The organism is Pseudooceanicola aestuariicola, from assembly GCF_045763785.1.
Lineage (GTDB): Bacteria > Pseudomonadota > Alphaproteobacteria > Rhodobacterales > Rhodobacteraceae > Pseudooceanicola.
The window spans coordinates 602188-625989 of the sequence record NZ_JBJGSF010000002.1 but is presented as its reverse complement, the minus strand read 5'-3'; the positions used below and the strand labels follow the sequence as shown (position 1 = coordinate 625989).

Genomic DNA, 23802 nt, shown 5'->3' with positions numbered 1-23802 from the left:
CTGTCACGAGATACTGCCAGTCTTCACACCAAAGAATCAGGCCCGTTCATCCGGCCTCGACAACAGGAGTGTCCCCATGTCCGTTCGCACCACCACAGCCCTGTCGCGCCGCAGCTTTCTGGCGTCCACCGCAGGCGCGTCGCTGATCGCGCTACATCCCTTTTCGGCCCGAGCCGCCGGATCGCAGGCGCATTTGCGGATCATGGAAACCACCGACCTGCACGTGCACGTTTTTCCGTACAATTATTACGCGGACAAACCCGACGACACCGTCGGCCTGGCCCGCACCGCCGCGCACATTCGGGAGATCCGAGCCGAAGCGACCAACACCATGCTGATCGACAACGGCGACTTTCTTCAGGGCAACCCGATGGGCGACTACATCGCGTATGAACGGGGCATGAAGGAAGGCGACAGCCATCCGATCATTCAGGCGATGAATGCGCTGGGATATGACGCGTCGACCCTTGGGAACCACGAATTCAACTATGGCTTGGATTTCCTGTTGAAATCGCTGGCGGGCGCTGACTTCCCGGTTGTGTCGGCCAACATCGCCAAGACCATGGGCGCCGATCCGACCAAGGACGAAACGCTTATCCCGCCTTACGTCATCCTTGATCGCAAGCTGACCGACGGCACCGGGGCAGAACATGACATCAAAATCGGCCTGATCGGCTTTGTCCCGCCGCAGGTCATGAACTGGGACCGCAAGCATCTGGAAGGTAACGTTCAGGCCCGCGACATTGTCGAGACCGCCGCCGCCTATGTCCCCCAGATGAAGGAAGAAGGCGCGGATATCATCATCGCGCTGTCGCACTCTGGCATCGGCAGTGCCGATCATGAAGAGGGGATGGAAAACGCCTCTGTCCCGCTGGCGCAGGTGGATGGGATCGACGCGTTGGTCACTGGCCACTCGCACCTTGTCTTCCCCTCGCCGACCTATGCCGATTATGCCGCCGTCGACGTGGAAAAAGGCCTGATCCACGGCAAACCCGCAGTCATGGGCGGCTTCTGGGGGTCGCATCTGGGCGTAATTGACCTGATGCTGGAAAACGAAGGCGGCGAATGGCGCGTGGTCATGTCGGAAACCTCGACCCGGCCCATTTCCAAACGGAATGAAGATCGGTCCATCACACCGCTGGTCGAGAGCGTCGAACCGGTACTGGCCGCCGCCCAGAAAGAGCATGACGAGACGCTGGATTACGTCCGCCGCGCCGTCGGCAAGACCGACACGCCGCTGCACTCCTATTTCGCGTTGGTCGCCGATGACCCCTCGGTTCAGGTCGTGACCAATGCACAGAAGTGGTACATCGAAGAAATGATGAAGGGCACCGAATGGGAAGCCCTACCAATCCTTTCGGCTGGCGCGCCTTTCAAAGCAGGTGGGCGCGGGGGGCCAGACTATTACACGGACGTGCCCGTGGGTGACGTGGCCATCAAGAACGTGGCCGACCTGTATCTGTACCCCAACACCATCCGCGCGGTGAAAATAACTGGCGCGCAACTGCGTGGCTGGCTGGACCGCTCGGCGGGCATGTTCAATCAGGTTGAGGCCGGAGCCACCGATGCACCGCTGCTGAACCCGGATTTCCCCAGCTATAATTTCGACGTCATGGACGGCGTGACCTACAAGATCGACCTGACGAAACCGATGATGTTCAACCGGGACGGAGAGCAGATCAGCGATGAAAGCCGCATCGTCGACCTGATGTACCAAGGCCAGCCCGTGACCGACGACATGGAATTTGTCGTCGCGACCAACAACTACCGTGCCTCCGGCGGTGGTGCCTTCCCCGGGGCCAAGGGCGACACGGTCATCTTTGAAGGCCCCGACACCAACCGCGACATCATTGTCCGCTACATCGTGGAAAAGGGCACGATCAGCCCCAAGGCAGACGGCAACTGGACCTTTGCGCCGATGGACGACACCACCGTGTTGTTCGAAACCGGTCCGGCCGGGGCCCAATACGCGGACAGCGTTCCCGGCGTCACGATCGAGCCCGCGGGCGAAGGCGAAGGAGGCTTTGCGCTGTATCGCATCACCCTGTGATCTGTAAGGAACGGTTGCCTTCGCCTCCGGCGGGGATATTTGTATCAAGCTGAAAGAGGGGGCGCGCGTCGCCCCCTTGCCGTTTCAAGAAGGAGAAGGGACATGCAGGTTTATCTGTCAGGCGAAATTCACACCGATTGGCGGGACGAGGTCGAAGCGGCCTGTCAGGGCCTAGACGTGACTTTTTCTGCGCCCGTCACCGATCACGCCGCCAGCGATGATTGTGGCGTCGCCATCATGGGCGCCGAGCCGGATAAATTCTGGCACGATCACAAGGGCGCCAAGCTGAACGCCATCCGCACCCGCAACGCAATCGAGGCGGCAGATGTAGTCGTCGTGCGCTTTGGCGAGAAATACAAACAGTGGAACGCGGCCTTTGACGCGGGCTATGCCGCCGCGCTTGGCAAATCCCTGATCATCATGCACGGGGCCGATCATCAGCACGCGCTTAAGGAAGTCGATGCTGCGGCGCTGGCGGTGACCGAGACGCCGCAGCAGGTTGCGGATATTCTGCGCTATGTGCTGACCGGGTCACTGCCCGGTTAAGGTCAGCCGTTCGGGTCGGGGATCTTAGCACCCCGCTGCACCGCGGGGCGGTCCATGAAGCGGTCAATCCAGGCAGGGACGTGTTTCAGATCGTCCCAGCCGACCACCTCTTTCGCGCCATAAAACTCCAGCGCATTTACCCATGGGCACAGCGCGATATCGGCAATGGAATATTCGTCGGCGATCCAGTCGCGATCAGCCATCCGATCCTCTAGCACGGCCAGCAGGCGCTTGGCCTCGTTGATATAGCGTTCCTGCGGACGCGGGTCCTCGATCTCGGACCCGGCGAATTTGTAGAAGAACCCAAGCTGGCCGAACATCGGCCCCACGCCGCCCATCTGGAACATCAGCCATTGGATGATGCCCGCCCGGTCAGAAGCCGAGCTGCCGATGAATTTGCCCGACTTCTCTGCGAGGTAGATCAGGATGGCACCGCTTTCGAATAGGCCCAGCGGGCCATCGGGGCCGTTCGGATCGATGATCGCAGGGATTTTGTTGTTCGGGTTCAGCGACAGGAATTCAGGGCTTTTAACGTCCTTGTCCGCCAGCGTGACCAGATGCGGCTCATACTCCAGCCCGGTTTCTTCCAGCATGATCGAGGCTTTGACGCCGTTCGGCGTGGGGAAGGAATACAGCTGGATCACGTCCGGATTGGTCGCAGGCCAGCGTTGCGCAATGGGAAAATCATCGGGAAACATCGGGTACCTCTTGGTTTGTTATCCTCAAAGTTAGGGCGACAGGCAAAAAGTTAACAGGGATACCAATGTGTAAATTTCTGCTATGCTTTCTGCGTCGGCGCACTGGGGGCCGATAGCACTACGGAGAAGCAAGCATGCTAAACGAATTCAAGGCCTTCATCGCCAAGGGCAATGTCATGGACATGGCCGTCGGTATCATCATCGGCGCGGCTTTCACGGCCATCGTGAAATCCATGGTAGACGACCTGATCAACCCGATCGTCGGCCTGTTCACGGGCGGTGTGGATTTTACCAACAACTTCGCCGTCCTGTCGGGCGACGGCACCTATGACAGCCTTGAAGCGGCACGGGAAGCCGGTGCAGCCGTCTTTGCTTATGGGTCTTTCATCATGGCGGTCTTCAACTTCCTGATCATCGCCTTTGTCGTCTTCATGCTGGTTAAGGCCGTAAACCGCGCCAAGGATCAGGTGATGCGCGAAGAAGAAGCCGCCCCGGCCGAAGAAAAGCCCGCAGGCCCCACCCAATTGGACGTGCTGCTGGAAATTCGCGATTCTCTGAAAAACAGCGCCTAAGGGGGCTTTGCTCGAAGAAACCCTCGCCATTAGACGAGATAAAGGAATATCTTCCGGCCAAACACTGGCCGGAAGACAGATATGACCCTAGACGACATCGACCGCCGCATCCTGCGCGTACTGCAAAAACAGGGCCGTATGTCCAACGCCGACCTGTCTGAAAAGGTCGGTCTTTCGCCCTCGGCCTGTCATCGCAGGGTGCAGCGGCTGGAAACCTCTGGCGTGCTGCGCGACTACGTTGCGCTTTTGGATCCGCGCAAGATCGGGCTGCCCACCACCGTATTTGTAGAAATCCGCCTGCAGGGGCAGGCCGACGAGGTTCTGGACACGTTCGAGGCCGAGGTGAAGCGCGTTCCCGAGGTGCTGGAATGCCACCTGATGGCGGGCACGGCGGATTACCTGCTGAAGGTCGTGGTCGAAAGCACCGAAGATTTCGCCCGCATCCACCGCCAGCACCTGTCGCGCCTGCCCGGCGTGCTGCAGATGCAGACCAGTTTCGCCCTGCGCACGGTCTTTAAGACCACGGCGCTTCCGGTCTAACCTGCGGCGGGGGGATCACATGGATTACGATTACATCATCGTTGGCGCGGGCAGCGCCGGATGCGTTTTGGCAAAACGGCTTAGCGAAGCGGGGCACAAAACCCTGATCCTCGAAGCGGGCGGGCGCGACAATTACCATTGGGTCCATATCCCGATGGGCTACCTTTACTGCATTGGCAATCCACGCACCGACTGGATGTACAAGACCCAGCCGGAACCGGGCCTTGGCGGGCGATCGATCCTATACCCGCGTGGCAAGGTGCTGGGCGGGTGTTCGTCGATCAACGGGATGCTGTACCTGCGCGGCCAAGCGGCGGATTATGACGGCTGGCGGCAATTGGGTCTGCCCGGGTGGGGTTGGGACGATGTGCTGCCCTTCTTCAAGAAGTCAGAAGATTACGTCGATGGCCCCACCGAACATCATGGCGCGGGCGGTGAATGGCGGGTCGAAAATCAGCGGCTGCACTGGGATCTGCTGGACAATTGGATCAAGGCAGCCGTGGCAGCGGGCATCCCCGAGACCAGCGATTTCAACACCGGCGACAACGACGGCGTGGGGTATTTCCGCGTTAACCAGCGCGGCGGCTGGCGGATGAACACGGCCAAGGCGTTTTTGCGCACCACCTCTGGCCCGAACTTGCGGGTGGAAACCCACGCGATGACCACCAGGCTACTGACCCAAGGCCGCAAGGTCACCGGGGTCGAATATCGCCGCAACGGGCAGCTGCATCAGGTCCATGCCAAGGCCGAGGTTATCCTGTCGGCAGGGGCCGTGAACTCCCCGAAGATCCTACAATTGTCGGGCATCGGACACGGTGAGCATCTGCAAAAACTCGGCATCGACGTAGTGCACGACCAGCCGCATATTGGGGGCAATCTGCAGGATCACCTGCAACTGCGCTGTTCTTGGCGGCTAACCGGCGCCAAGACGCTGAACACAATGGCAAACACCTTGTTGGGCAAACTGACCATTGGCGCGGATTATGCTTTGCGTCGACGGGGGCCGATGACGATGGCACCGTCGCAACTGGGGGCCTTCACACGGTCACGCCCCGATCTGGCGACACCCGATCTGGAGTACCATGTCCAGCCACTGTCACTGGACGCCTTCGGGCAACCACTGCACAGCTATCCCGCCATCACGGCCAGCGTGTGTAACCTGCGCCCCGAAAGCCGCGGTCGGATCGACATCGCGTCTGCAGACCCCGAGGCCGCGCCCTTGATCGCCCCCAACTACCTTAGCACCGACGGCGACCGCCGCACCGCCATCGACGCAATCCGCCTGACCCGCCGCATCATGGAACAGGACCCCCTGTCCCGATATGCCCCGGAAGAAGTCAAACCCGGGGCACACTACCAAAGCGACGCCGACCTGGCCCAAGCCGCCGCCGAGGTGGGAACCACTATTTTCCACCCCGTCGGCACCGTTCACATGGGCGCCGATGACAGCGCGCCGCTGGACGCCAGCCTGAAGATGCGCGGGATTGAAGGGTTGCGCGTTGTCGACGCCTCCGTCATGCCTCGGATCACCAGTGGCAACACAAATGCCCCCACCATCATGATCGCCGAAAAAGCCGCCGACATGATCCTGACCGAGGCCCGCAGATGACGTCCCCCACCATCGCAATCGCCTATTTCTCTGGCTCTGGCGCAATCGCGCAAAGCGCCGAACTGATCGCCGAAGGCGTCCTGTCCGCCGGGGCCGAAGCCAAGCTGGTCGATGTGATCGACCTACGCCCAGACGGCTGGACCACGCTGCACGATGCCGATGCGATCATCATGGGCACGCCGACGTACATGGGCGGCCCGGCCTCTGGCTTCAAAGCCTTCATGGATCAGACAGGAGAGTCGATCTGGACCGATCGCCTATGGGAAGACAAGCTGGCGGGCGGCTTTACCGCAGGGGTGAATACAGCAGGCGACAAGCTGTCGACGCTACAGGCGCTGAATGTTTTCGCCATGCAGCACGGCATGATCTGGATCGGTCAAGAAGTCATCGGCGCGCCAGTCATGCCCGAAAACGAAGGGCTGAACCTTTCTGGCACATTCCTAGGCCTCGCCGTCAATGCCAACACCAAGGGCCTGACCGAAGGGTGCCAGGAATCGTCGCGTATTTACGGTCAGCGCGTCGCAAAATTGGCAAAACGCTGGACCCGCTGACCCTACCCCACGGCATTTAAACAAAAACAAACCCCCGGGGCTGGGCCACGGGGGTCGCTTGAACTTGCGTTCGGTGAAGAAGCTTAGAGCATACCTTCGCGTTGCGCTTTTTTGCGTGCCAGCTTGCGGGCACGGCGGATCGCTTCGGCTTTCTCGCGCGCTTTCTTGACGGACGGCTTCTCGAAATGTTGCTTGAGCTTCATTTCGCGGAACACGCCTTCGCGCTGCAGCTTTTTCTTCAGGGCACGAAGCGCCTGATCGACATTATTGTCACGAACACTAACCTGCATGTGGTTGTCACCACCTTCCTAAGTTTGAGTTGCATAAGTTGCAGGAGGTGGCCGTATAGCCAACTTTGCCCTATCTGTCTAGTAGACCGACTTCACGAGGCTATGATGACCGACCCTAAGGACAAAACGCCAACGGACCAGATAATCGACGCCATCCTGTCGCACGTCGTTTTCGACGGCTGGTCCCAGACATCTTTCGATGCCGCCGTTGCAGACACTGGAATTGATCCCACCGTCGCCCGCGGCCTGTTTCCCCGCGGCGCCCGCGACGTGGCCCGCGCCTGGCACGACCGTGGCGATGCCCGCATGGCCAAACAAATGGCCGAGGCCGACCTGAGCGACATGCGCTACAGCGAAAAGGTCGCCCATGCGGTCAAACTGCGAATCATGGCGATAGAAGACAAAGAGGCGCTGCGCCGCGCGACGTCGCAGAACATACTGCCGCTGAACGCACCCGATGGGGCCAAGATGCTATGGCAGACCGCCGATGCGGTCTGGACCGCGCTTGGCGACACGTCGGAAGATTACAACTGGTACACCAAACGCGCGACGCTGTCGGGCGTGATCGGGTCCACGCTTCTGTTCTGGCTGGGCGACAACTCGCCCGATAACCAGCCGACGTGGGATTTCCTCGACCGTCGTATCGAGAACGTCATGCAATTCGAGAAATTCAAATCCAAGGTCACCTCCGGCCCGCTTGGCCGCGCCCTGTCGGCCCCCGGATCGCTGTTGAACATGATCCGCGCCCCGCGCCGCCGGGACGACCTGCCGGGACAAAGCCGCTGATGTAATCGCCCCGGTGGACATTCCGATGCCCGCCGGAAATAGTCCCGCCAAATTAGCGGAGGACCCCATGACCGATATGCGCGCGATCGAAATCACCACCCCCGGCGACCCCGAGGTCCTGAAACCCACCACCCGCCCCCGGCCCGACCCCAAGGCCGGTCAGGTCATCATCAAGGTCGCCTATGCTGGTGTGAACCGCCCCGACGCGCTGCAACGTGCTGGAAAATATGCCCCGCCGCCAGATGCCAGCGACCTGCCCGGCCTGGAAGCCTCTGGCGAAGTCGTGGCGATTGGCGAAGGCGTCAGCTGGCCCAAGGTGGGCGATCAGGTCTGCGCCCTGCTGCCCGGTGGCGGCTACGCCGAATACGTCGCGACGCCCGCGGCCCATTGCCTGCCGGTCCCGAAAGGCATGAGCCTGAAAGAGGCCGCCTGCCTGCCCGAAACCTATTTCACCGTCTGGACTAACGTCTTTATGCGCGGCGGCCTTAAGGCTGGGGAAAAATTCCTGATCCACGGCGGGTCCTCCGGCATCGGCACGACGGCGATCCAGCTGGCCAAGCACTTTGGCGCGCGGGTCTTTGCCACCGCGGGCAACGCTGACAAATGCGCGAAATGCGTGGAACTAGGCGCCGAACGCGCCATCAACTACCGCGAAGAAGATTTCGCCCAAATCCTGAAGGACGAAGGCGGCGCGAACCTGATCCTCGACATGGTCGGTGGCGACTACATCCCGCGCAACGTCAGCGCGCTTGAGATCGAAGGCCGTCTGGTCTTTATCGCCTTCCTCGGCGGCCCCAAGGCCGAGCTGAACTTTGCACAAGTCATGGCCAAACGCCTGACCATCACCGGATCGACCCTGCGCCCGCAGTCGGACGCCGCCAAAGCTGAAATCGCATCGCAACTGCGCGAACATGTCTGGCCGCTGCTGGATGCTGGCCGTATCGCGCCAGTCATGGACAGCGAATTCCCACTGGACGATGCTGCCAAGGCCCACGCCCGGATGGAAACCTCTGACCACATCGGCAAAATCGTCCTGAAGGTCGGCTGACCCCATCCTCTTGCCCGAAATATCCCGGCCCGAAATATCCCGAAAGTCCGGAGGGCAGTGCCCTCCGGTACGCCTTAGCGAATCTTCTCCAGCAGCGCATCCTGAGCCCGGCAATCGCGGATCACGTCATCCCCACAGCGCCGCGGCTGCAGCTTCATGTCCAGGCAAATCCGCGCCTCCTGAATGCGTCCTGACCGACAGGTGATCGTGATCTCTTCGCGCTTTAGCCCTGGGTTAGCTTCCAAGAACGCTTCCTCCACGACAGACGCGGGCAGTCGCACATCCCGCCCCAGATCGCGCAGAACCTGCGGCCGCTCAATCTTCTCATAGGCCAACCGCATCAGCCCGTAATATTGCGACGCCTCAACCCCAACACAGGTGCCGTGCTTTTTCCACTGGTGCCACGCCACACCCGGCGCGCCCATGATATCCGCCATCTCTGCCGTCATGCCGCGTGACGGCGGGCGTTTGGCTGTGGGACAATAAGACGGGTAACCGTCCTCGTACTGCGGCCACAGCCCATGCAGAACCCAGCCGAAATCCTTGTCATCGGTACATTGCGGCGATCCGCGGTCGTCCCCGTCCAGCGCGCACCATGTCGGTGACCAGCTAAGCGACAGCACGAAATAGTCGAAATCCCCGGCCGCTTCACCATCGGCCCGCACGCCAAACGGCAGCAGGGTCAACAGACAGATCACGAAAAGTCTAAGCATTATTGCCTCTTTCATTAGTGCCGCGGTTCGACTATATCGCCTCCAAGTTCCCCCACAACGGAAACCCGCACCGCAAGGTGCCGACTGTCCCGGCAGTCGACGGAATTTCTGTATCCGGGCCCGACACGACGTAAGGAGTATCACCATGGGCAAACCGATTATGGCCAAAGCCACTGCCGTCTGGCTGGTGGATAACACGACGCTCAGCTTCAAGCAGATCGCCGACTTTACCGAAATGCATGAGCTTGAAGTGCAGGGCATTGCCGATGGCGACGTGGCCGCTGGTGTGAAGGGCTTTGACCCGATCGCCAACAACCAGCTGACGCAGGAAGAAATCGACAAGGCCGAGGCTGATCCGCTTTACAAGCTGAAGCTCAAGTTCAACCCGGCGGCTGTCGGCGAAGAAAAGCGCCGTGGCCCGCGCTACACCCCGCTGTCCAAACGTCAGGACCGCCCGAACTCGATCCTCTGGCTGGTGAAGTTCCACCCCGAACTGTCCGATGGCCAGATCTCCAAACTGGTGGGCACCACGAAGCCGACGATCCAGTCGATCCGCGAACGCACCCACTGGAACATCGCCAACATGCAGCCGATCGACCCGGTCGCGCTTGGCCTGTGCAAACAGTCCGAACTGGACGCCGCCGTTCAGAAAGCCGCTGCGAAAAAAGCCGCCGAAGGCGAAGCGATGTCGGACGACGAACGCCGCAAGCTGCTGTCGACCGAACAATCGCTCGAAATGGAAGCAGAGCCGCGCATCCCGACCGCTATCGAAGGTCTGGAAACTTTCTCCCTGTCCGATGACGACGACACGGAAGACAAAAAAGACGACGAACTGGTCGATGCGGACAGCTTCTTCAACCTGCCGAACGACAGCGATGATGAGGATGAAGACGACAAGTAATCGTCACCCCCTCGAAAGAAGCAAAGGCGCGGTGCTTCGGCCCGCGCCTTTTCTTTTGGCCAAAGGTTGCGCAATGTCCGGCGAACGACACCGACGCGGACCTAAAACATGAAATTTGCTGTCATAGGCGCTGGCCTGATCGGATCAGCCGCCGCCCGCCATCTGGCCACCCAAGGCGCTGAGGTCACCCTGATCGGCCCGGATGAACCCGCCGACAAAACAACCCACACGGGCCCCTTCGCGTCGCATTATGACGAAGGCCGTATCACCCGTGGCCTCGACCCGTCACCCTTCTGGTCCCGAGTGTCCCGAGCGTCCATCGCGCGGTATGCACAGATCGAAGCCGCATCCGGCATCCGCTTTTATTCCCCCGTCGGCTGCATGATGGCCGGGACGTCAGACAGCCGGCAGGCTGCGGATATGGAACAGATCGCCGCCCGCGATGGTATCCCCTGCACCCGGTTGGATCGCGCCCAATTGGCCCACCGCTTCTCTTTCTTCGATTTCCCGGACGACACCATCGGGCTGCTGGAAACAAAGGACGCCGGCCATATCTCCCCCCGCCGCTTGGTCAGCGCTCAGATCAAGCTGGCCAAGGCAAACGGGGCGCAGCACATCGCCGAAGCGGTTATGGATTACAATGACACCGATCAGGGCGTCAGCGTCCGAACCGCGACCCAAACCCTAAAGTTCGACCGCATCCTTCTGGCCACCGGCGGCTTCTCGAACCCATTTCTCGGCGATCAGCTTTCGCTAACCATTTACGGGCGCACCGTGGTCCTTTTCGAGGTATCCGAGGCCGAGGCCAAACGCCTCTCCACCATGCCCTCGCTCATCTACCTGGAACCGCCGGAAAACCACCCCTACCTGCTACCGCCAATCCGCTATCCTGATGGGCGCTATTATCTGAAGATGGGCGGCCCGACCGAAGACCCTGTCCTGTCAACTAAGGCCGAGCTGACGGAATGGTTCCAATCCCCCGGCGACACTAAGGCCGGGACCGAGATCGAGGCGATGCTGCGCGCCCGGATGCCTGATCTGCAGATCGATGCGGTCAGCACAATGTCTTGCGTCACCAGCTATACGCCCAACGAATTGCCCTACCTACGCTCACTTTCGCCCCGCGTCTTCACCGCGACCGGCGGCTGCGGACGTGCCGCGAAAAACTCCGACGAACTCGGCCGCCTGGGCGCAGGGCTACTCACCGACACGCCTTTACCGGTCTGGGCAAAGGACGCCGGCTAACGCTTCATCTTTCCAGAAATACTCCGGGAGGTGCGGAGGGCAGCGCCCTCTGCGATCACAGCTCTTTCCGCGCGCGCAACGCCGCCGTGATGGTGCCATCGTCAAGGTAGTCCAACTCGCCCCCGATCGGCACGCCCTGCGCCAAGGAGGTCAGGCGCACCTGCCCCTCCAACTGGTCCGCGATGTAATGCGCCGTGGTCTGCCCATCCACCGTGGCGTTCAGAGCGAGGATCACCTCGGTCACGCCCTCATCCGCCACGCGCTGGATCAAGCGGGGAATCCCCAGTTCATCCGGCCCAATCGCATCCAAAGCCGACAAGGTCCCGCCCAGCACATGGTATTTGCCGCGAAACACGCCAGAGCGTTCCATCGCCCACAGATCCGCCACGTCTTCGACCACACAGATCTCACCAGTCGCACGCTTTTCGTTGGCGCAGATGTCGCAGACAGACGCAGACCCTATGTTCCCGCAAACTGCACATTCGCGCACGCTCACAGCCACATGGTGCATCAGATCAGCCAAAGGCGTCAGCAACAGCTCTTTCTTGCGGATCAGCTGCAGAACCGCGCGCCGGGCTGACCGGGGCCCCAGCCCCGGCAACCGCGCCATCATGTCGATCAGCGCATCGATGTCATTGCCAGCGCTCAATCAATGACCTCAGAATGGCATCTTGAAATCGGCGGGCAGGCCCAGACCGTCGGTCAACTTGGCCATCTCTGCCTGATTCTGTTCGGACGCCTTGGACTGCGCATCCTTGATCGCGGCAAGGATCAGATCCTCCACGACTTCTTTTTCGTCGGGGTTAAAGATCGACGGATCGATATCCAGCGACTTCAACTCGCCCTTCAGCGTGGCAACCGCCTTGACCAGACCGGCCCCGGACTCGCCCTCGACCGTCATGTGGTTCATCTCTTCCTGCAGCGCGACGACCTTTGTCTGAAGCTCCTGCGCGGATTTCAGCATCTTCGCCATGTCGCCCATCTGGCCCAAGCCTTTGAACATCTTTCTCTCCTGATTGTCTGGCGGGTCCGCTCAATCGTCCTCGAACGGATCCCATTCATCCTCGACCTCGGCAAGCGCGTCAGTGGCCGCCTCGGCCGCCACGTCCTCTGCCGTGCGAATGTCCTTGATCGCCGCCTTGGGAAAGGCCGAAATCACGGCCTGCACCATCGGGTGTTCCTTGGCGGCTTTTTCCAACGCCAGCTTCTTGGCATTGGCCTTCTCTGCAATAGTCTCCGCGCCGCCTTCATTGGCCACGATCACGGCCCAGCGGTTGCCCGTCCAGCCCTGCAGGCGCGACCCGAGCTTTTGCGCCAGATCCCGCGGGGCATCATCCGTAGGGACAAACTCGATCCGACCGGGGCTATAGCTGACCAGCCGCAGGTTGTTTTCCACCTCGACCTGCAGAACGCCGTCGCGGTTGGCGCGGATCAGTTCGACCACATGTTCGAAGGTCGGAAACCGCGCCAGCGCCTGATCGACATATTCGGCGAGCATCGCAACCGGGCCATGCACTCGTCCACCGGGCGCAGGTCCACCGATCGCCGATGTGCCGCCACCGGCAGGTCCGCTGCCTGCCGACACACCGCCCCCACCACCCGAAGGCCCGGCAGGCGGCATAGGCTGTTCTTTCAGCTTGCGCACCAATTCTTCGGGTGACGGCAATTCGGCCACATGGGTCAGACGGATCACCGCCATCTCGGCCGCCATCATAGCGTTTGGAGCCGCGGCCACCTCTTCCAGCGCCTTCAGCAGCATCTGCCACATCCGCGTCAGCGACCGCATGCCCAGCCGTTCGGCCAAGGACACACCCCTCGCACGCTCGTCCGGTGAAATCGTCGGATCATCCGCCGCATCGGGCGTGATCTTCACCACGGAAATCCAATGCGTGATCTCGGCCAGGTCGCGCAGCACGGCCATCGGGTCAGCACCATCGGCATATTGCGCGCTCAACTCTTCGATCGCGCCCGCTGCATCGCCCCGCATAACCATTTCGAACAGGTCCAGCACCCGCCCCCGGTCCGCCAGACCCAGCATCGCGCGGACCTGATCGGCGGTGGTCTCTCCGGCACCATGAGAAATCGCCTGATCCAGCAGCGACGTCGCATCCCGCGCCGACCCTTCGGCAGCGCGCGTAATCAGAAACAGCGCGTCATCCGCGATTTCTGCCCCTTCGGCCCCGGCGATCTTGCGCAGCAGGGCAATCATCACCTCGGGCTCAATCCGGCGCAGGTCGAACCGCTGACACCGCGACAGCACCGTCACCGGTACCTTGCGAATCTCGGTGGTGGCAAAGATGAACTTCACATGCTCTGGCGGTTCCTCAAGCGTCTTCAACAGCGCGTTGAACGCGCTGGTCGACAGCATGTGAACTTCGTCGATGATATAGATCTTATACCGGGCCGAAGCCGCGCGGTAATGGACCGAATCGATGATTTCCCGGATGTCGTTGACCGATGTGTTGGACGCCGCGTCCATCTCCATCACGTCGACGTGGCGGCCTTCCATGATAGCGCGGCAATGTTCACATTCGCCACATGGGTCCGTCGTCGGCCCGCCATTCCCGTCCGGCCCGATACAGTTCATGCCCTTGGCGATGATCCGCGCGGTGGTTGTCTTACCGGTTCCGCGAATCCCCGTCATGATGAACGCCTGCGCGATCCGGTCGGCAGCAAAGGCGTTGCGCAGGGTGCGCACCATCGCCTCTTGTCCAACGAGGTCGGCAAAAGTCTCGGGGCGGTATTTCCGCGCCAGCACCTGATAGGCGGGTTTCGTGTCGGTCATGGGGTCTCTTTCTTCCTGCCCAACTTAAGGAGTGCCGGGTTCAACGTCCAGCGGATGCGGTCAGAGATTTTGCACTTCCCCTACGCCCGGAACCTCCTACACTTCTCTGGAACAGAAGGATGATCCCATGCGTCTCAGAGGCACCCGCAAAAGCTCTAACATCGAAGATCGCAGACGGTCCGGCGGACGCGGCGGCGCGATCGGCGGGCTGGGAATCGGTGGCGTGCTTTTTGTTCTCGCCATCGGATACTTCACCGGTATCGACGTGACCCCGCTGCTGAACGGCGCACCGCAAAGCCAGCCCAGCCAGACCCGAGAGCTGACGCCACAAGAAGCGCAGGCAGGCGATTTCGTCGCCTCTGTCCTTGCTACGACCGAAGACGTCTGGTCACAGGTCTTTCCACAACAGGTCGGCGAAAATTACGACGCGCCGACGCTGGTTTTGTTTTCGCACCAGACGTCCAGCCCCTGTGGCGGAGCCTCGGGTGCGACCGGGCCGTTCTACTGCCCCGCGGATGAAAAGGCTTATCTCGACACCGCCTTCTTCGCGACACTGGCGCAACGTCTCGGGGCCAAGGGGGATTTCGCCGCCGCCTATGTGATCGCGCATGAAGTCGCCCACCACGTTCAGAACGAACTGGGCATCCTCGGTCAGGTCAACGAAGCCCGCCAGAGGTCCAGCCAGACCGCGGCTAACGCCCTAACCGTGCGCTTGGAACTACAGGCCGACTGCCTGTCCGGCGTCTGGGCCACCTACGTCGACGGCCTGCTTGATCCCGGCGATATCGAAGAAGCGCTGAATGCCGCGCGCCAGATCGGTGACGACACGCTGCAGCGCAATGCTGGCCGCGTGCCACAGCCCCACACGTTCACCCACGGCACATCCGAACAGCGCGCCCGCTGGTTCGCCACCGGATACGAGTCGGGCAACATCGCAAGCTGCGACACGTTCAATACGGATCGCCTGTAGGGAAAGGGTGAGAGGCTGGACAACGACCCAAGCGAGGCTCGTTACGGCTGCTTCCTTCCGGACCTGACCGGGTTGGCGAGGTGCCTGCCCGCGCCAACCTCTCAAGGCGCATATAGGAAACGGGGGCCGCTTGCGCAACCCCCGCTATTTCTTCTGGTCAAAAATACCCTCGGGGGAATTGGCGCATTGCGCCAAGGGGGCAGAGCCCCCAGCCCCCCTTAACCGCGAAGCGACCCGCCCGTGGCCTTGCCGACTTTTTCGACGACCTTGGCGGCAATCGCCTCGATCTCGGCCTCTTTCAGCGTCTTGTCCTGCGGCTGGATGGTCACGGTCACGGCGATGGATTTCTTACCCTCACCCAGCGACCCGCCGATGAATTCGTCGAAAACGCGTACATCTGCGATCATCGCCTTGTCGGCCCCGGCAGCCGCGTTGACCAGCGTCAGCGCCTCCACCTCTGCGTCGACGACAAAGGCAAAGTCCCGCTCGACCGCCTGCAGATCGCTGATCTGAACCGCGCCGCGCGATCCGCCAGTGTTCCGCGGCTGGGGCACTTCGCCGGGCCAAAGCGTAAAGCCGACGACAGGGCCCTTGATGTCCATGTCGCGCAGGACGCGCGGATGGATTTCACCAAAGACACCCAGCACCTTTTTCGGGCCCAGACAAATCACACCGTGACGCCCCGGATGCCACCAGCCATCGCCAGTACGCAAAATCTGCGTCTTTGCCGGTGCGCCGATAGAGGCAAGTAACGCCTCCACGTCCGCCTTGGCATCGTAAAGGTCCACGGCCCGCGAAGCACCATGCACGTCTTTCGGCCCCGTCCGCCCCACAAGAATACCCGCGACCGCGTCGACCTGATCCGTCGGCTCACCGCCCGTCCACGTCGCGCCGATTTCGAACAAGGCCAGATCGCTCATCCCGCGCGCTTGATTGCGGCCCGCGGCTTGCAACAGACCGGGCAGCAGTGACGGGCGCATATGGCTCATGTCTTGCGAAATCGGGTTGGCGACCATCGACGCATCCGACCCACCACCGAACAGCGCGGCCGAAGCCTTGTCGATGAAGGAATAGGTCACGCATTCGTTGTACCCCAAGGCCGCCGCCGTGCGTCGCGCCACCTGTTCGCGTTTCTGCGAAACGGTCAGCACAGGCGCGGGCACGCCGGTCGAGGACCGCGCCAAGGGCTTGGCCTCCAGCTTGGTCAGGGACGCGATCCGCGCGACCTCTTCCACCAGATCAGCCTCTCCCAAGACGTCGGGCCGCCACGACGGCACATGCGCCATGTCACCTTCCATGACAAACCCCAGACGTTCCAGCGTGGCGCGTTGGTCTTCTGCAGGGATCTCCATCCCCACCAGCGACGAACAGCGCGCGGTGTCCAGCTTGTAGGCGCGGCTGACGTCAGGCACCTCGCCCGCGACGACGGTGTCCGTGACCTCGCCCCCGCACAGTTCGACAATCAGCGCACAGGCGCGGTCCAGACCTTCCATGTTAAAGCCCGGATCGATGCCGCGTTCGTTGCGATACCGCGCATCCGAATTGATCTTAAGCCCGCGCCCCGCATGGGCAATCGACACATAATCCCAGAAGGCGGACTCGACGAAGACATTGGTCGTATCCATCTGACAGCCAGTCGCCAGACCGCCCATGATGCCACCGACGCTTTCCACACCGTTGTCATCCGAAATCACCAGCGCACCTTCGGGTACGATGTAATCCTTCTCGTCCAGCCCGTGGAAGGATTCTCCGCCAGCCGCACGATGCACGCGCAGATCGCCCTGCACCTTGTCCGCATCGAAAACGTGCAGAGGGCGGTTCAGGTCATGGGTGAACAGGTTCGTCACATCGACCAAGGCCGAGATCGGGCGCAGACCGATGCTTTTCAGCTTTTGCTGCAACCACGCCGGGCTGGGGCCGTTTTTCACACCCTTGATCAAGCGGCCCGCAAAGACGTGGCAGCCATCTTTGGCGTTGTCATCAATCACCACGTTGACAGGGCAATCGCCCGAGGCATCCAGCGAATACTCCGGCATCGGCTTCAACGTGCCCAGCCCCCGCGCGGCCAGATCCCGCGCAACGCCACGCACACCCAAAGCATCCGGGCGGTTCGGCGTGATCGCGATTTCGATCACCGGATCGACGGTGTCAGGACGGTTTTGCGCCAGCCAATGGGAAAACTCTTCCCCGATCTCGCCCGAAGGCAATTCGATGATGCCGTCATGTTCGTCCGACAGCTCAAGCTCCCGCTCGGACGCCATCATGCCGTGGCTTTCCACGCCGCGGATTTTCCCGACCGAAATCGTGATATCCAGCCCCGGAATATACATGCCCGGCTTGGCCAGAACGACGGTGATCCCTTCACGCGCATTTGGCGCGCCGCAAACGATCTGCTTTTCGCCCTCGTCCGTCTGCACCATGCAAACCCGCAGCTTGTCCGCGTCGGGGTGCTGTTCGGCGCTGGTGACCTTGGCGATGGTAAAGCCCTTCAGCTTGGCAGTCGGGTCCTCGACGCCTTCGACCTCCAGCCCGAGGTCGGTCAGGGTTTCGACGATGTCGTCCAGCGACGCGTCGGTATCCAGATGTTCTTTCAGCCACGACAGGGTGAATTTCATGTCAATTCTCCAGGCGGGAGGCGACGTCTTTGGTGTCGCCCATGGAAATAAGTTTAATCTCGCGCACAAGGCGCAGGGTCGGTTTGACCGCGAAAAGGACCGATCCGATCACGAACAGCCATGTCGCGGGTGTCATCAGGCTTTCGTAGAAAAACAGGATCGACCCGACGATAAAGCAAAGCGCAGCCCCGAAATCGACCAGCGTGTAGACCAGCTCGAACAGCGCGTAGACGCGGCGCGTCTCTTGGCTTTTCTCACGGTTTTCGTGTTGGAACAGGCGCGATTGGGTCATCGGTTTAGGTTACACCCCACCCCGGATCGTCGGCACCTGTAGCGCCGAGAACCCATAGTGTCGCAGCCAACGCAGATCGCTGTCAAAGAACGCGCGCAGGTCGGGGATGCCGTATTTCAGCATCGCGATCCGGTCGATCCCCATGCCGAAGGCAAAGCCCTGCCATTCCGCCGGGTCCACGCCCGCCGCTGCCAGCACCTTGGGATGCACCATGCCGGAACCCAGCACTTCCAGCCAGTCGTCGCCTTCGCCGACCTTCACCGTGCCACCTTCCCACGAACACTGGATGTCGATTTCAGCCGACGGTTCGGTGAACGGGAAGTGCGACGCGCGGAAGCGGGTTTTGACGGGCGTGCCGAAATAGGCGGTGAAGAATTCCTCCAGCACCCACTTGAGGTTCGCCATCGAAATATCGCGGTCAATCGCCAGACCTTCGACCTGATGGAACATCGGCGTATGCGTCTGATCATAATCCGCGCGATACACCCGCCCCGGAGAGATCGTGCGGATCGGTGCGCCCTGTGCCTGCATCGCCCGGATCTGGACCGGAGAAGTATGGGTGCGCAGCACGTGCGGCGGACGGTCATCGCCCTCTTCGCGGTGCATGTAGAACGTGTCCATCTCGGCCCGTGCCGGGTGGTGCGACGGAATGTTCAGCGCGTCAAAATTGTACCAATCTTCTTCGATCTGCGGCCCTTCGGCGACCGAGAAACCCATGTCGGCAAAGATCGCCGTGCATTCTTCCCAGACCTGAGACACGGGGTGCACCGTGCCCACGCGACGGTCCCGTGCGGGCAGGGTCACGTCCAGCCATTCGGTCCGCAGCCGTTCGTCCAGCGCGGCATCGGCCAGCGCGACCTTCTTGGCGGCCAGAGCCGAGTTGATTTCATCCTTCAGCGCGTTCAGCGCGGGGCCAGCCACCTGACGCTCTTCAGCGCTCATTTTGCCAAGCTCGCGCATCTTCAGGCTGATCTCGCCCTTTTTGCCGACGGCCTGAACCCGCAGGTCTTCCAGCGCGGCCTCGTCCGAGGCCCCGGCAATCGCATCCAGATACTTGGCTTTCAGATCGTCCATGCGACGCTCCTTCTGTCTGTCGCGCACGTGCTACCGATACCTGTGACAAAGGGCAAGCCGCAGCATCCGCGCGACTTTGGGCAAAAGCTTACGAAAAGCTGAATGAAGCGACACCGCGCCGCCCCAATCCCACCCCGGTTTCGGCCCGCACGCGGGACAAAACCCGATCCATCGGATGGCACCGCGCCACCCCAACCCGGATCGAAAGGAAGCCCCATGCACCTGCTGAAAATCGCCCTGATCGCCTCTGCCCTTGGACTGACGGGCCAAGACGCCACCGCCGCAGGCACCTACCAACCGCCGCGTGTCCCCGCCAATGTGCAGGCAACCGGCACCCAGTGGATCACCACGCAGGACGGGTGCTCTTATTCCCGGACGCAGGCTCCGGGGTACCCGGTGCAATGGGTTCTGATCCTGAACCCGCACCACATCGGACAGCCGGATTCGCATGACAAATGCGCTCCGGTTCTGGGCGGCTAACCCCGCCCCGGCAGCGCGGCCTGACCGTCCAGCAGGCCGCGCTGCCCAAGTATGACGCGCTGAAATGCCCAAAGCTTGCCTAAAATTGGCCCGGTTCGCATGGCTGACTACAGGCTTCGCAACTGGATGCCGTCATGCGCGATTTCGTTCAATCACCGGCCAGCCGCCGGTTTCGCACCCCGATGATCCTGCGCCCCATTGCCTTGGGGGGCAGCGCACTGTTGCGACTGACGACCAAGGCCCTGCGCCCCCCGAAATCCCCCGGCCTGCGCACCGTCGACCGGATGACCACCGACCAGCTTTCCCAACAACTTGGTATGACCGTCCTGACGGGCCACCCGGATCAGAAGGCCCTGAAGCCGCACCTGCAAGAGGTCGCACAAAACTGGCGGGATCACGATTGGGGCCGGATTGGCCAGCGCCTGTCGCGGCTGGACCGGGCGCATGCCGCCCTGCCGTCGGGCGATCGGATGGCCCCCGCCATAGGCCGCGCGCTGTTCCGGCATCTGGCCGGGCCGCAGGTCTGCGCGATGATCGACCGCGGGCAAAGCGTCAGCCCCGATGACTTGCCAGATGCGCTGATGGCTCCGCTGTTACGCGTGCTGCAACAGCTGCAAATCGACCCAACGCTGCATTTCCTGACCGCCCAATTTCAGCTTGAAATGGGTTGGGCACGCCATGGCGACGATTACGCGGACTTTGCGTTGGACGGGGCGCTGACCGCTGCCGAAGAACACTTTCGCGCCGCCAGCGCGATTCTGGACCGGATCGCCCCGCGCGCCCCGCACTCCGGCTATTATGCCGAGCTGGACTACCGCACCATCGCCGCCAACGGCACGACCATGGACGAGTTGAACCGCGCCGCGCTGCGCTGGTCGCGTGCCGATCCCGCGTCTTTGGTGCCTTACGCGACGCACGGGCTGCACCTTCTGCCCCGCTGGTACGGAGAGCCCACGTCGCTTCAGGATTATGCCGACAGGTCGTGGACCAAAACGCACGAAAAACTGGGCGCAGCCGCCTATTCCGCGATCTACCTTGCCGCCATCGAAAACGATCTTGAGGCCGCGCTGACCTTGAATATGCAAGTGTTCCGCGAAGGCCTGATCGACATGATGGAGGAATGTGACGATCCCGATCTGACGTGCAATGCCATCCTGCGCACCCTTTGGACCATCAGCGCAGAGCCGTACACCGACGGGGGCCGCGAACCCAAAGCCTTGCGCGATATACGGCACAGGATGCGCGCACTGTTCTGCGATCTGGCGCGCACCACCTTGGGGCCAGTGATGCCAGACGTCTGGGGGGGCCGCTGGACCGAAGCCAAGATCATGCACGCTCTCGCCGAAGCTTTCGCCGCGGAAATCGCCGCCGGAAAGGCCGTCGCAATCGGCCTCGATGGCGCACAAATCCTCGATTAAGCCATTAAGACCACAGGCAACGAAAAAGGCCGCCCAATCGGACGGCCTTTGAAATTCGTTATGTGCCAGACTTAGGCCAGCGCGGCTTTCGCCTTGTCGACGATCGCGCCGAATGCATCGGGCTCGTGCACGGCCAGATCGGCCAGAACCTTACGGTCGACTTCGATACCTGCCAGCGACAGACCGTTGATGAAACGCGAATACGTCAGCGCTTCGTCATGCGAACGGACAGCTGCGTTGATCCGCTGGATCCACAGCGCGCGGAAGTTCCGCTTGCGGTTCTTACGGTCACGGGTTGCATACTGGTTGGCCTTGTCGACGGCCTGGGATGCCACTTTGAAGGTGGTGGAGCGGCGGCCATAATAGCCTTTCGCTGCCTTCAGAACCTTCTTGTGACGTGCGTGGGTTACGGTACCGCCTTTAACGCGAGACATATTCTATCCTCCCTATCAGCGGTCGTAAGGCATCATCGACTTGATGATGCGTGCATCGGGCTCGGACATAACAGTCGTGCCACGTGCGTCACGGATAAATTTCTTATGGCGCTTGATCATGCCATGGCGCTTACCAGCCTGGCCGGCGATAACCTTGCCGGAGGCCGAAATCTTGAACCGCTTTTTGCAGCTCGACTTCGTCTTCATCTTGGGCATTTCCGTCTCCTTAAACTTAAACGGGTTTTAGCGCGACTCGGTATGCCACTTGGACCGGACGCGCGGATGAGCGGGCCGTATAGGACCCAAACCGCAATATCGCAAGCAGAATCTGAGGGTGCTGGCCAGCCCGCCGAGGCTCTAGGGGATCACCCGCGCGATGACCCGGATGATAACATGCGGCACCTCGGCCAGCGTCATTTCCGTCGGGTGGTTCTGCCAGCCATAGCCAACGATGGCCGCCCCGATGATCACCACGACCAGCGCGGTCCAGGGTGTGCGCCGTTCCGCAAAGGCCGCGACAGCCGACGGAATCGACAACATCAGCACCGCGATGCCCGTCACGAGGATCAGATCGGTATCCATGTCTCCACCCATGGACCCAGCCTATTCCGGGTCAGAGGCAAAGATCAAACGTTCCTCACAGGGTGCCACACGCAGGATGTTCGTCGACCCCGGCACGTTGAAAGGCACACCCGCCATCACAAGGATCTGGTCCTGTTCGGTGGCGAACCCATGGCTCCGCGCCGCGCGGGCCGCGTTCACAACGGCCTGTTTAAAACGGGACAACACGCCGGTCATATAGCAGTTCACGCCCCAAGACAGAGTCAGCTTGCGCGCCGTTCCCCGTTGGGCCGTCAGTGCGATGATCGGCACGCGCGGGCGTTCGCGGGATGTCAGAAGCGCCGTCTTGCCGCTGTCGGTGAAACAGCAGATGGCCTGAATACTGGTGGTTTCAGCAATCTCGCGCGCGGCGGCGACGATACCGTCCGCGACCGTGCTGCGATCGACCCGGCGCGAGGCTTCGATAATCTCGGTATAGTTCGGGTCACGTTCGACCTCTTGCGCGACGTTATCCATCGTGGTGACCGCTTCGACCGGATATTGACCGGCCGCGGACTCTGCCGACAGCATCACGGCATCGGTGCCTTCATAAATCGCCGCGGCGACGTCCGACACCTCGGCACGGGTGGGCATCGGGCTTTCGATCATCGATTCCAACATCTGGGTGGCCACGATCACCGGTTTCGCGGCTTCGCGGCATTGGCGGATCAGCTTTTTCTGGATGGGCGGCACGTTCTGCACCGGAAGCTCAACGCCCAGATCGCCGCGCGCCACCATGATCCCGTCAGATACCTCAAGAATGGCATCGAAGGATTTCACCGCCGCAGGTTTCTCGATCTTGGACAGGATCGACGCGCGGCCCCCTGCCAGCTCTCGCGCCTCGGTCACGTCTTCGGGCCGCTGAACAAAGCTTAGCGCCAGCCAATCGACACCCAGCTGACAGACGAACTCCAGATCGGCACGGTCCTTGTCGGACAAGGCGGCCAGCGGCAGCACCACGTCCGGCACGTTCACGCCCTTACGGTTGGAAATCGTGCCACCAGCGATCACCTCGCAATCTGCGAAATCATCACCACAGTCCAAAACCTTCAAACGGATTTTCCCGTCGTTCACCAGAAGGTTGGCGCCAACTTCCAGCACCTGAAAAATCTCGGGGTGCGGCAGGGTCACACGGGTGGCGTCGCCCTCAGCCTCGGCGAGGTCCAGACGAAACTTTGCGCCCTCTTCCAGCTCTTCTTCGCCATTGGCAAAAACACCGACGCGCAGTTTTGGCCCCTGCAGGTCGGCAAGGATGCCTATGGTGCTGTCCAGATCACGCTCAATCTCGCGGATGATCCGGTGACGTTCGCGGATCTCGTCATGGCTGCCGTGGCTCATGTTCAGGCGAAACACATCCGCGCCCGCCTCGTGCAACTGACGGATCATGTCGTAATCCGAAGATGATGGACCAAGGGTCGCCACGATCTTGGTATTGCGCTGCCGTTTCATGCCTGCCCTCTGCGTCCTGTGCCTGCCACTTGGTGGGAATCTAACAAGCTGCCCGGACACTTGCCAGCTATAGTGACAGCACAATGACATCCGGGGCTAAGATTGACCTTCATTGCGCAGCCTGTCAGCCTGCCGC

26 protein-coding genes and 1 other RNA gene are annotated in these 23802 nt (G+C 61.4%); 13 read left to right on the top strand and 14 right to left on the bottom strand.

What is annotated here, in order from left to right; all coding sequences use genetic code 11:
- Positions 1 to 76 precede the first annotated feature (76 nt).
- The gene (locus tag ACI3GR_RS11000) at positions 77 to 2050 is read left to right on the top strand and encodes a bifunctional 2',3'-cyclic-nucleotide 2'-phosphodiesterase/3'-nucleotidase (RefSeq protein ID WP_407494488.1); all 1974 of its coding nucleotides are present in this window, start codon (positions 77 to 79) and stop codon (positions 2048 to 2050) included.
- Between the two features lie 102 nt (positions 2051 to 2152).
- A complete protein-coding gene (locus ACI3GR_RS10995; protein ID WP_407494486.1) occupies positions 2153 to 2596 on the top strand; it encodes a YtoQ family protein in 444 nt (147 codons plus the stop codon).
- Positions 2597 to 2598: 2 nt separating this feature from the next.
- Here ACI3GR_RS10995 and ACI3GR_RS10990 read toward each other — a convergent pair whose 3' ends face one another.
- The gene (locus ACI3GR_RS10990) at positions 2599 to 3294 is read right to left on the bottom strand and encodes a glutathione S-transferase N-terminal domain-containing protein (protein WP_407494484.1); all 696 of its coding nucleotides are present in this window, start codon (positions 3292 to 3294) and stop codon (positions 2599 to 2601) included.
- Between the two features lie 134 nt (positions 3295 to 3428).
- Between ACI3GR_RS10990 and mscL the strand changes: the two genes are divergently transcribed.
- From mscL to ACI3GR_RS10970, 4 genes are all read left to right on the top strand, one after another.
- Positions 3429 to 3866, top strand: a complete 438-nt coding sequence (gene mscL / locus ACI3GR_RS10985) for a large conductance mechanosensitive channel protein MscL (RefSeq protein WP_407494482.1) — start codon at positions 3429 to 3431, stop codon at positions 3864 to 3866.
- An 81-nt stretch (positions 3867 to 3947) separates the two neighbouring features.
- Complete coding sequence (locus tag ACI3GR_RS10980) at positions 3948 to 4406, top strand: Lrp/AsnC family transcriptional regulator (protein WP_407494480.1); 459 nt, start codon at positions 3948 to 3950, stop codon at positions 4404 to 4406.
- A gap of 19 nt (positions 4407 to 4425) precedes the next feature.
- Complete coding sequence (locus ACI3GR_RS10975; RefSeq protein ID WP_407494478.1) at positions 4426 to 6015, top strand: GMC family oxidoreductase; 1590 nt, start codon at positions 4426 to 4428, stop codon at positions 6013 to 6015.
- Positions 6012 to 6566 (top strand): flavodoxin family protein, encoded by a 555-nt coding sequence (locus tag ACI3GR_RS10970; RefSeq protein WP_407494476.1) that lies wholly within the window; start codon positions 6012 to 6014, stop codon positions 6564 to 6566. Before ACI3GR_RS10975 ends, ACI3GR_RS10970 begins: the two co-directional genes overlap by 4 nt.
- A gap of 83 nt (positions 6567 to 6649) precedes the next feature.
- Here the strand turns inward: ACI3GR_RS10970 and rpsU are convergent, their stop codons facing one another.
- Positions 6650 to 6856 (bottom strand): 30S ribosomal protein S21, encoded by a 207-nt coding sequence (rpsU, locus tag ACI3GR_RS10965; RefSeq protein ID WP_066602373.1) that lies wholly within the window; start codon positions 6854 to 6856, stop codon positions 6650 to 6652.
- A 105-nt stretch (positions 6857 to 6961) separates the two neighbouring features.
- Here rpsU and ACI3GR_RS10960 point away from each other — a divergent pair, with 105 nt between their 5' ends.
- Both ACI3GR_RS10960 and ACI3GR_RS10955 read left to right on the top strand, forming a co-directional pair.
- On the top strand, positions 6962 to 7642 hold the full coding sequence (locus ACI3GR_RS10960; RefSeq protein ID WP_407494474.1) for a COQ9 family protein: 681 nt from the start codon (positions 6962 to 6964) through the stop codon (positions 7640 to 7642).
- A gap of 67 nt (positions 7643 to 7709) precedes the next feature.
- Complete coding sequence (locus tag ACI3GR_RS10955) at positions 7710 to 8690, top strand: NAD(P)H-quinone oxidoreductase (RefSeq protein ID WP_407494472.1); 981 nt, start codon at positions 7710 to 7712, stop codon at positions 8688 to 8690.
- Between the two features lie 74 nt (positions 8691 to 8764).
- Here the strand turns inward: ACI3GR_RS10955 and ACI3GR_RS10950 are convergent, their stop codons facing one another.
- Complete coding sequence (locus tag ACI3GR_RS10950) at positions 8765 to 9403, bottom strand: ribonuclease T2 family protein (protein ID WP_407494470.1); 639 nt, start codon at positions 9401 to 9403, stop codon at positions 8765 to 8767.
- Between the two features lie 145 nt (positions 9404 to 9548).
- Between ACI3GR_RS10950 and ACI3GR_RS10945 the strand changes: the two genes are divergently transcribed.
- Together ACI3GR_RS10945 and ACI3GR_RS10940 are read left to right on the top strand one after the other, a co-directional pair.
- Positions 9549 to 10304, top strand: a complete 756-nt coding sequence (locus ACI3GR_RS10945) for a DUF1013 domain-containing protein (RefSeq protein WP_407494468.1) — start codon at positions 9549 to 9551, stop codon at positions 10302 to 10304.
- A gap of 108 nt (positions 10305 to 10412) precedes the next feature.
- Positions 10413 to 11549 (top strand): NAD(P)/FAD-dependent oxidoreductase, encoded by a 1137-nt coding sequence (locus ACI3GR_RS10940; RefSeq protein WP_407494467.1) that lies wholly within the window; start codon positions 10413 to 10415, stop codon positions 11547 to 11549.
- 55 nt (positions 11550 to 11604) lie between these two features.
- Here the strand turns inward: ACI3GR_RS10940 and recR are convergent, their stop codons facing one another.
- Genes recR through ACI3GR_RS10925 form a run of 3 tightly spaced genes read right to left on the bottom strand, consistent with a single transcriptional unit; the run spans position 11605 to position 14334 of the window.
- The gene (gene recR / locus ACI3GR_RS10935; protein ID WP_407494466.1) at positions 11605 to 12198 is read right to left on the bottom strand and encodes a recombination mediator RecR; all 594 of its coding nucleotides are present in this window, start codon (positions 12196 to 12198) and stop codon (positions 11605 to 11607) included.
- 9 nt (positions 12199 to 12207) lie between these two features.
- Positions 12208 to 12552: a YbaB/EbfC family nucleoid-associated protein gene (locus ACI3GR_RS10930; protein WP_407494465.1), complete on the bottom strand. Its 345-nt coding sequence runs from the start codon at positions 12550 to 12552 to the stop codon at positions 12208 to 12210.
- A gap of 30 nt (positions 12553 to 12582) precedes the next feature.
- The gene (locus ACI3GR_RS10925) at positions 12583 to 14334 is read right to left on the bottom strand and encodes a DNA polymerase III subunit gamma/tau (protein WP_407494464.1); all 1752 of its coding nucleotides are present in this window, start codon (positions 14332 to 14334) and stop codon (positions 12583 to 12585) included.
- Positions 14335 to 14461: 127 nt separating this feature from the next.
- Here ACI3GR_RS10925 and ypfJ point away from each other — a divergent pair, with 127 nt between their 5' ends.
- Complete coding sequence (gene ypfJ, locus ACI3GR_RS10920) at positions 14462 to 15304, top strand: KPN_02809 family neutral zinc metallopeptidase (RefSeq protein ID WP_407494462.1); 843 nt, start codon at positions 14462 to 14464, stop codon at positions 15302 to 15304.
- 6 nt (positions 15305 to 15310) lie between these two features.
- Here ypfJ and ffs read toward each other — a convergent pair.
- From ffs to pheS, 4 genes are all read right to left on the bottom strand, one after another.
- Positions 15311 to 15407: signal recognition particle sRNA small type (gene ffs, locus ACI3GR_RS10915), an RNA gene on the bottom strand.
- A gap of 115 nt (positions 15408 to 15522) precedes the next feature.
- Positions 15523 to 17919, bottom strand: coding sequence for a phenylalanine--tRNA ligase subunit beta (pheT, locus tag ACI3GR_RS10910; RefSeq protein ID WP_407494460.1), 2397 nt, complete (start codon positions 17917 to 17919; stop codon positions 15523 to 15525).
- A 1-nt stretch (position 17920) separates the two neighbouring features.
- Entirely contained in the window at positions 17921 to 18211 is a 291-nt protein-coding gene (locus ACI3GR_RS10905) for a YrhK family protein (RefSeq protein WP_407494458.1), read from the bottom strand.
- Positions 18212 to 18220: 9 nt separating this feature from the next.
- Positions 18221 to 19285, bottom strand: a complete 1065-nt coding sequence (gene pheS / locus ACI3GR_RS10900; RefSeq protein WP_407494456.1) for a phenylalanine--tRNA ligase subunit alpha — start codon at positions 19283 to 19285, stop codon at positions 18221 to 18223.
- Positions 19286 to 19501: 216 nt separating this feature from the next.
- Here pheS and ACI3GR_RS10895 point away from each other — a divergent pair, with 216 nt between their 5' ends.
- Together ACI3GR_RS10895 and ACI3GR_RS10890 are read left to right on the top strand one after the other, a co-directional pair.
- A complete protein-coding gene (locus ACI3GR_RS10895; RefSeq protein ID WP_407494455.1) occupies positions 19502 to 19765 on the top strand; it encodes a hypothetical protein in 264 nt (87 codons plus the stop codon).
- A 134-nt stretch (positions 19766 to 19899) separates the two neighbouring features.
- Complete coding sequence (locus ACI3GR_RS10890) at positions 19900 to 21183, top strand: hypothetical protein (RefSeq protein WP_407494453.1); 1284 nt, start codon at positions 19900 to 19902, stop codon at positions 21181 to 21183.
- A gap of 71 nt (positions 21184 to 21254) precedes the next feature.
- On the opposite strand, the gene rplT is transcribed toward ACI3GR_RS10890, so the two are convergent.
- From rplT to pyk, 4 genes are all read right to left on the bottom strand, one after another.
- On the bottom strand, positions 21255 to 21617 hold the full coding sequence (gene rplT, locus ACI3GR_RS10885) for a 50S ribosomal protein L20 (protein WP_407494451.1): 363 nt from the start codon (positions 21615 to 21617) through the stop codon (positions 21255 to 21257).
- A gap of 15 nt (positions 21618 to 21632) precedes the next feature.
- Positions 21633 to 21833 (bottom strand): 50S ribosomal protein L35, encoded by a 201-nt coding sequence (gene rpmI, locus ACI3GR_RS10880; RefSeq protein ID WP_407494450.1) that lies wholly within the window; start codon positions 21831 to 21833, stop codon positions 21633 to 21635.
- Positions 21834 to 21974: 141 nt separating this feature from the next.
- Positions 21975 to 22211 (bottom strand): hypothetical protein, encoded by a 237-nt coding sequence (locus tag ACI3GR_RS10875; protein WP_407494448.1) that lies wholly within the window; start codon positions 22209 to 22211, stop codon positions 21975 to 21977.
- A gap of 9 nt (positions 22212 to 22220) precedes the next feature.
- Positions 22221 to 23666, bottom strand: coding sequence for a pyruvate kinase (gene pyk, locus ACI3GR_RS10870; protein ID WP_407494446.1), 1446 nt, complete (start codon positions 23664 to 23666; stop codon positions 22221 to 22223).
- Positions 23667 to 23802: the final 136 nt, after the last annotated feature.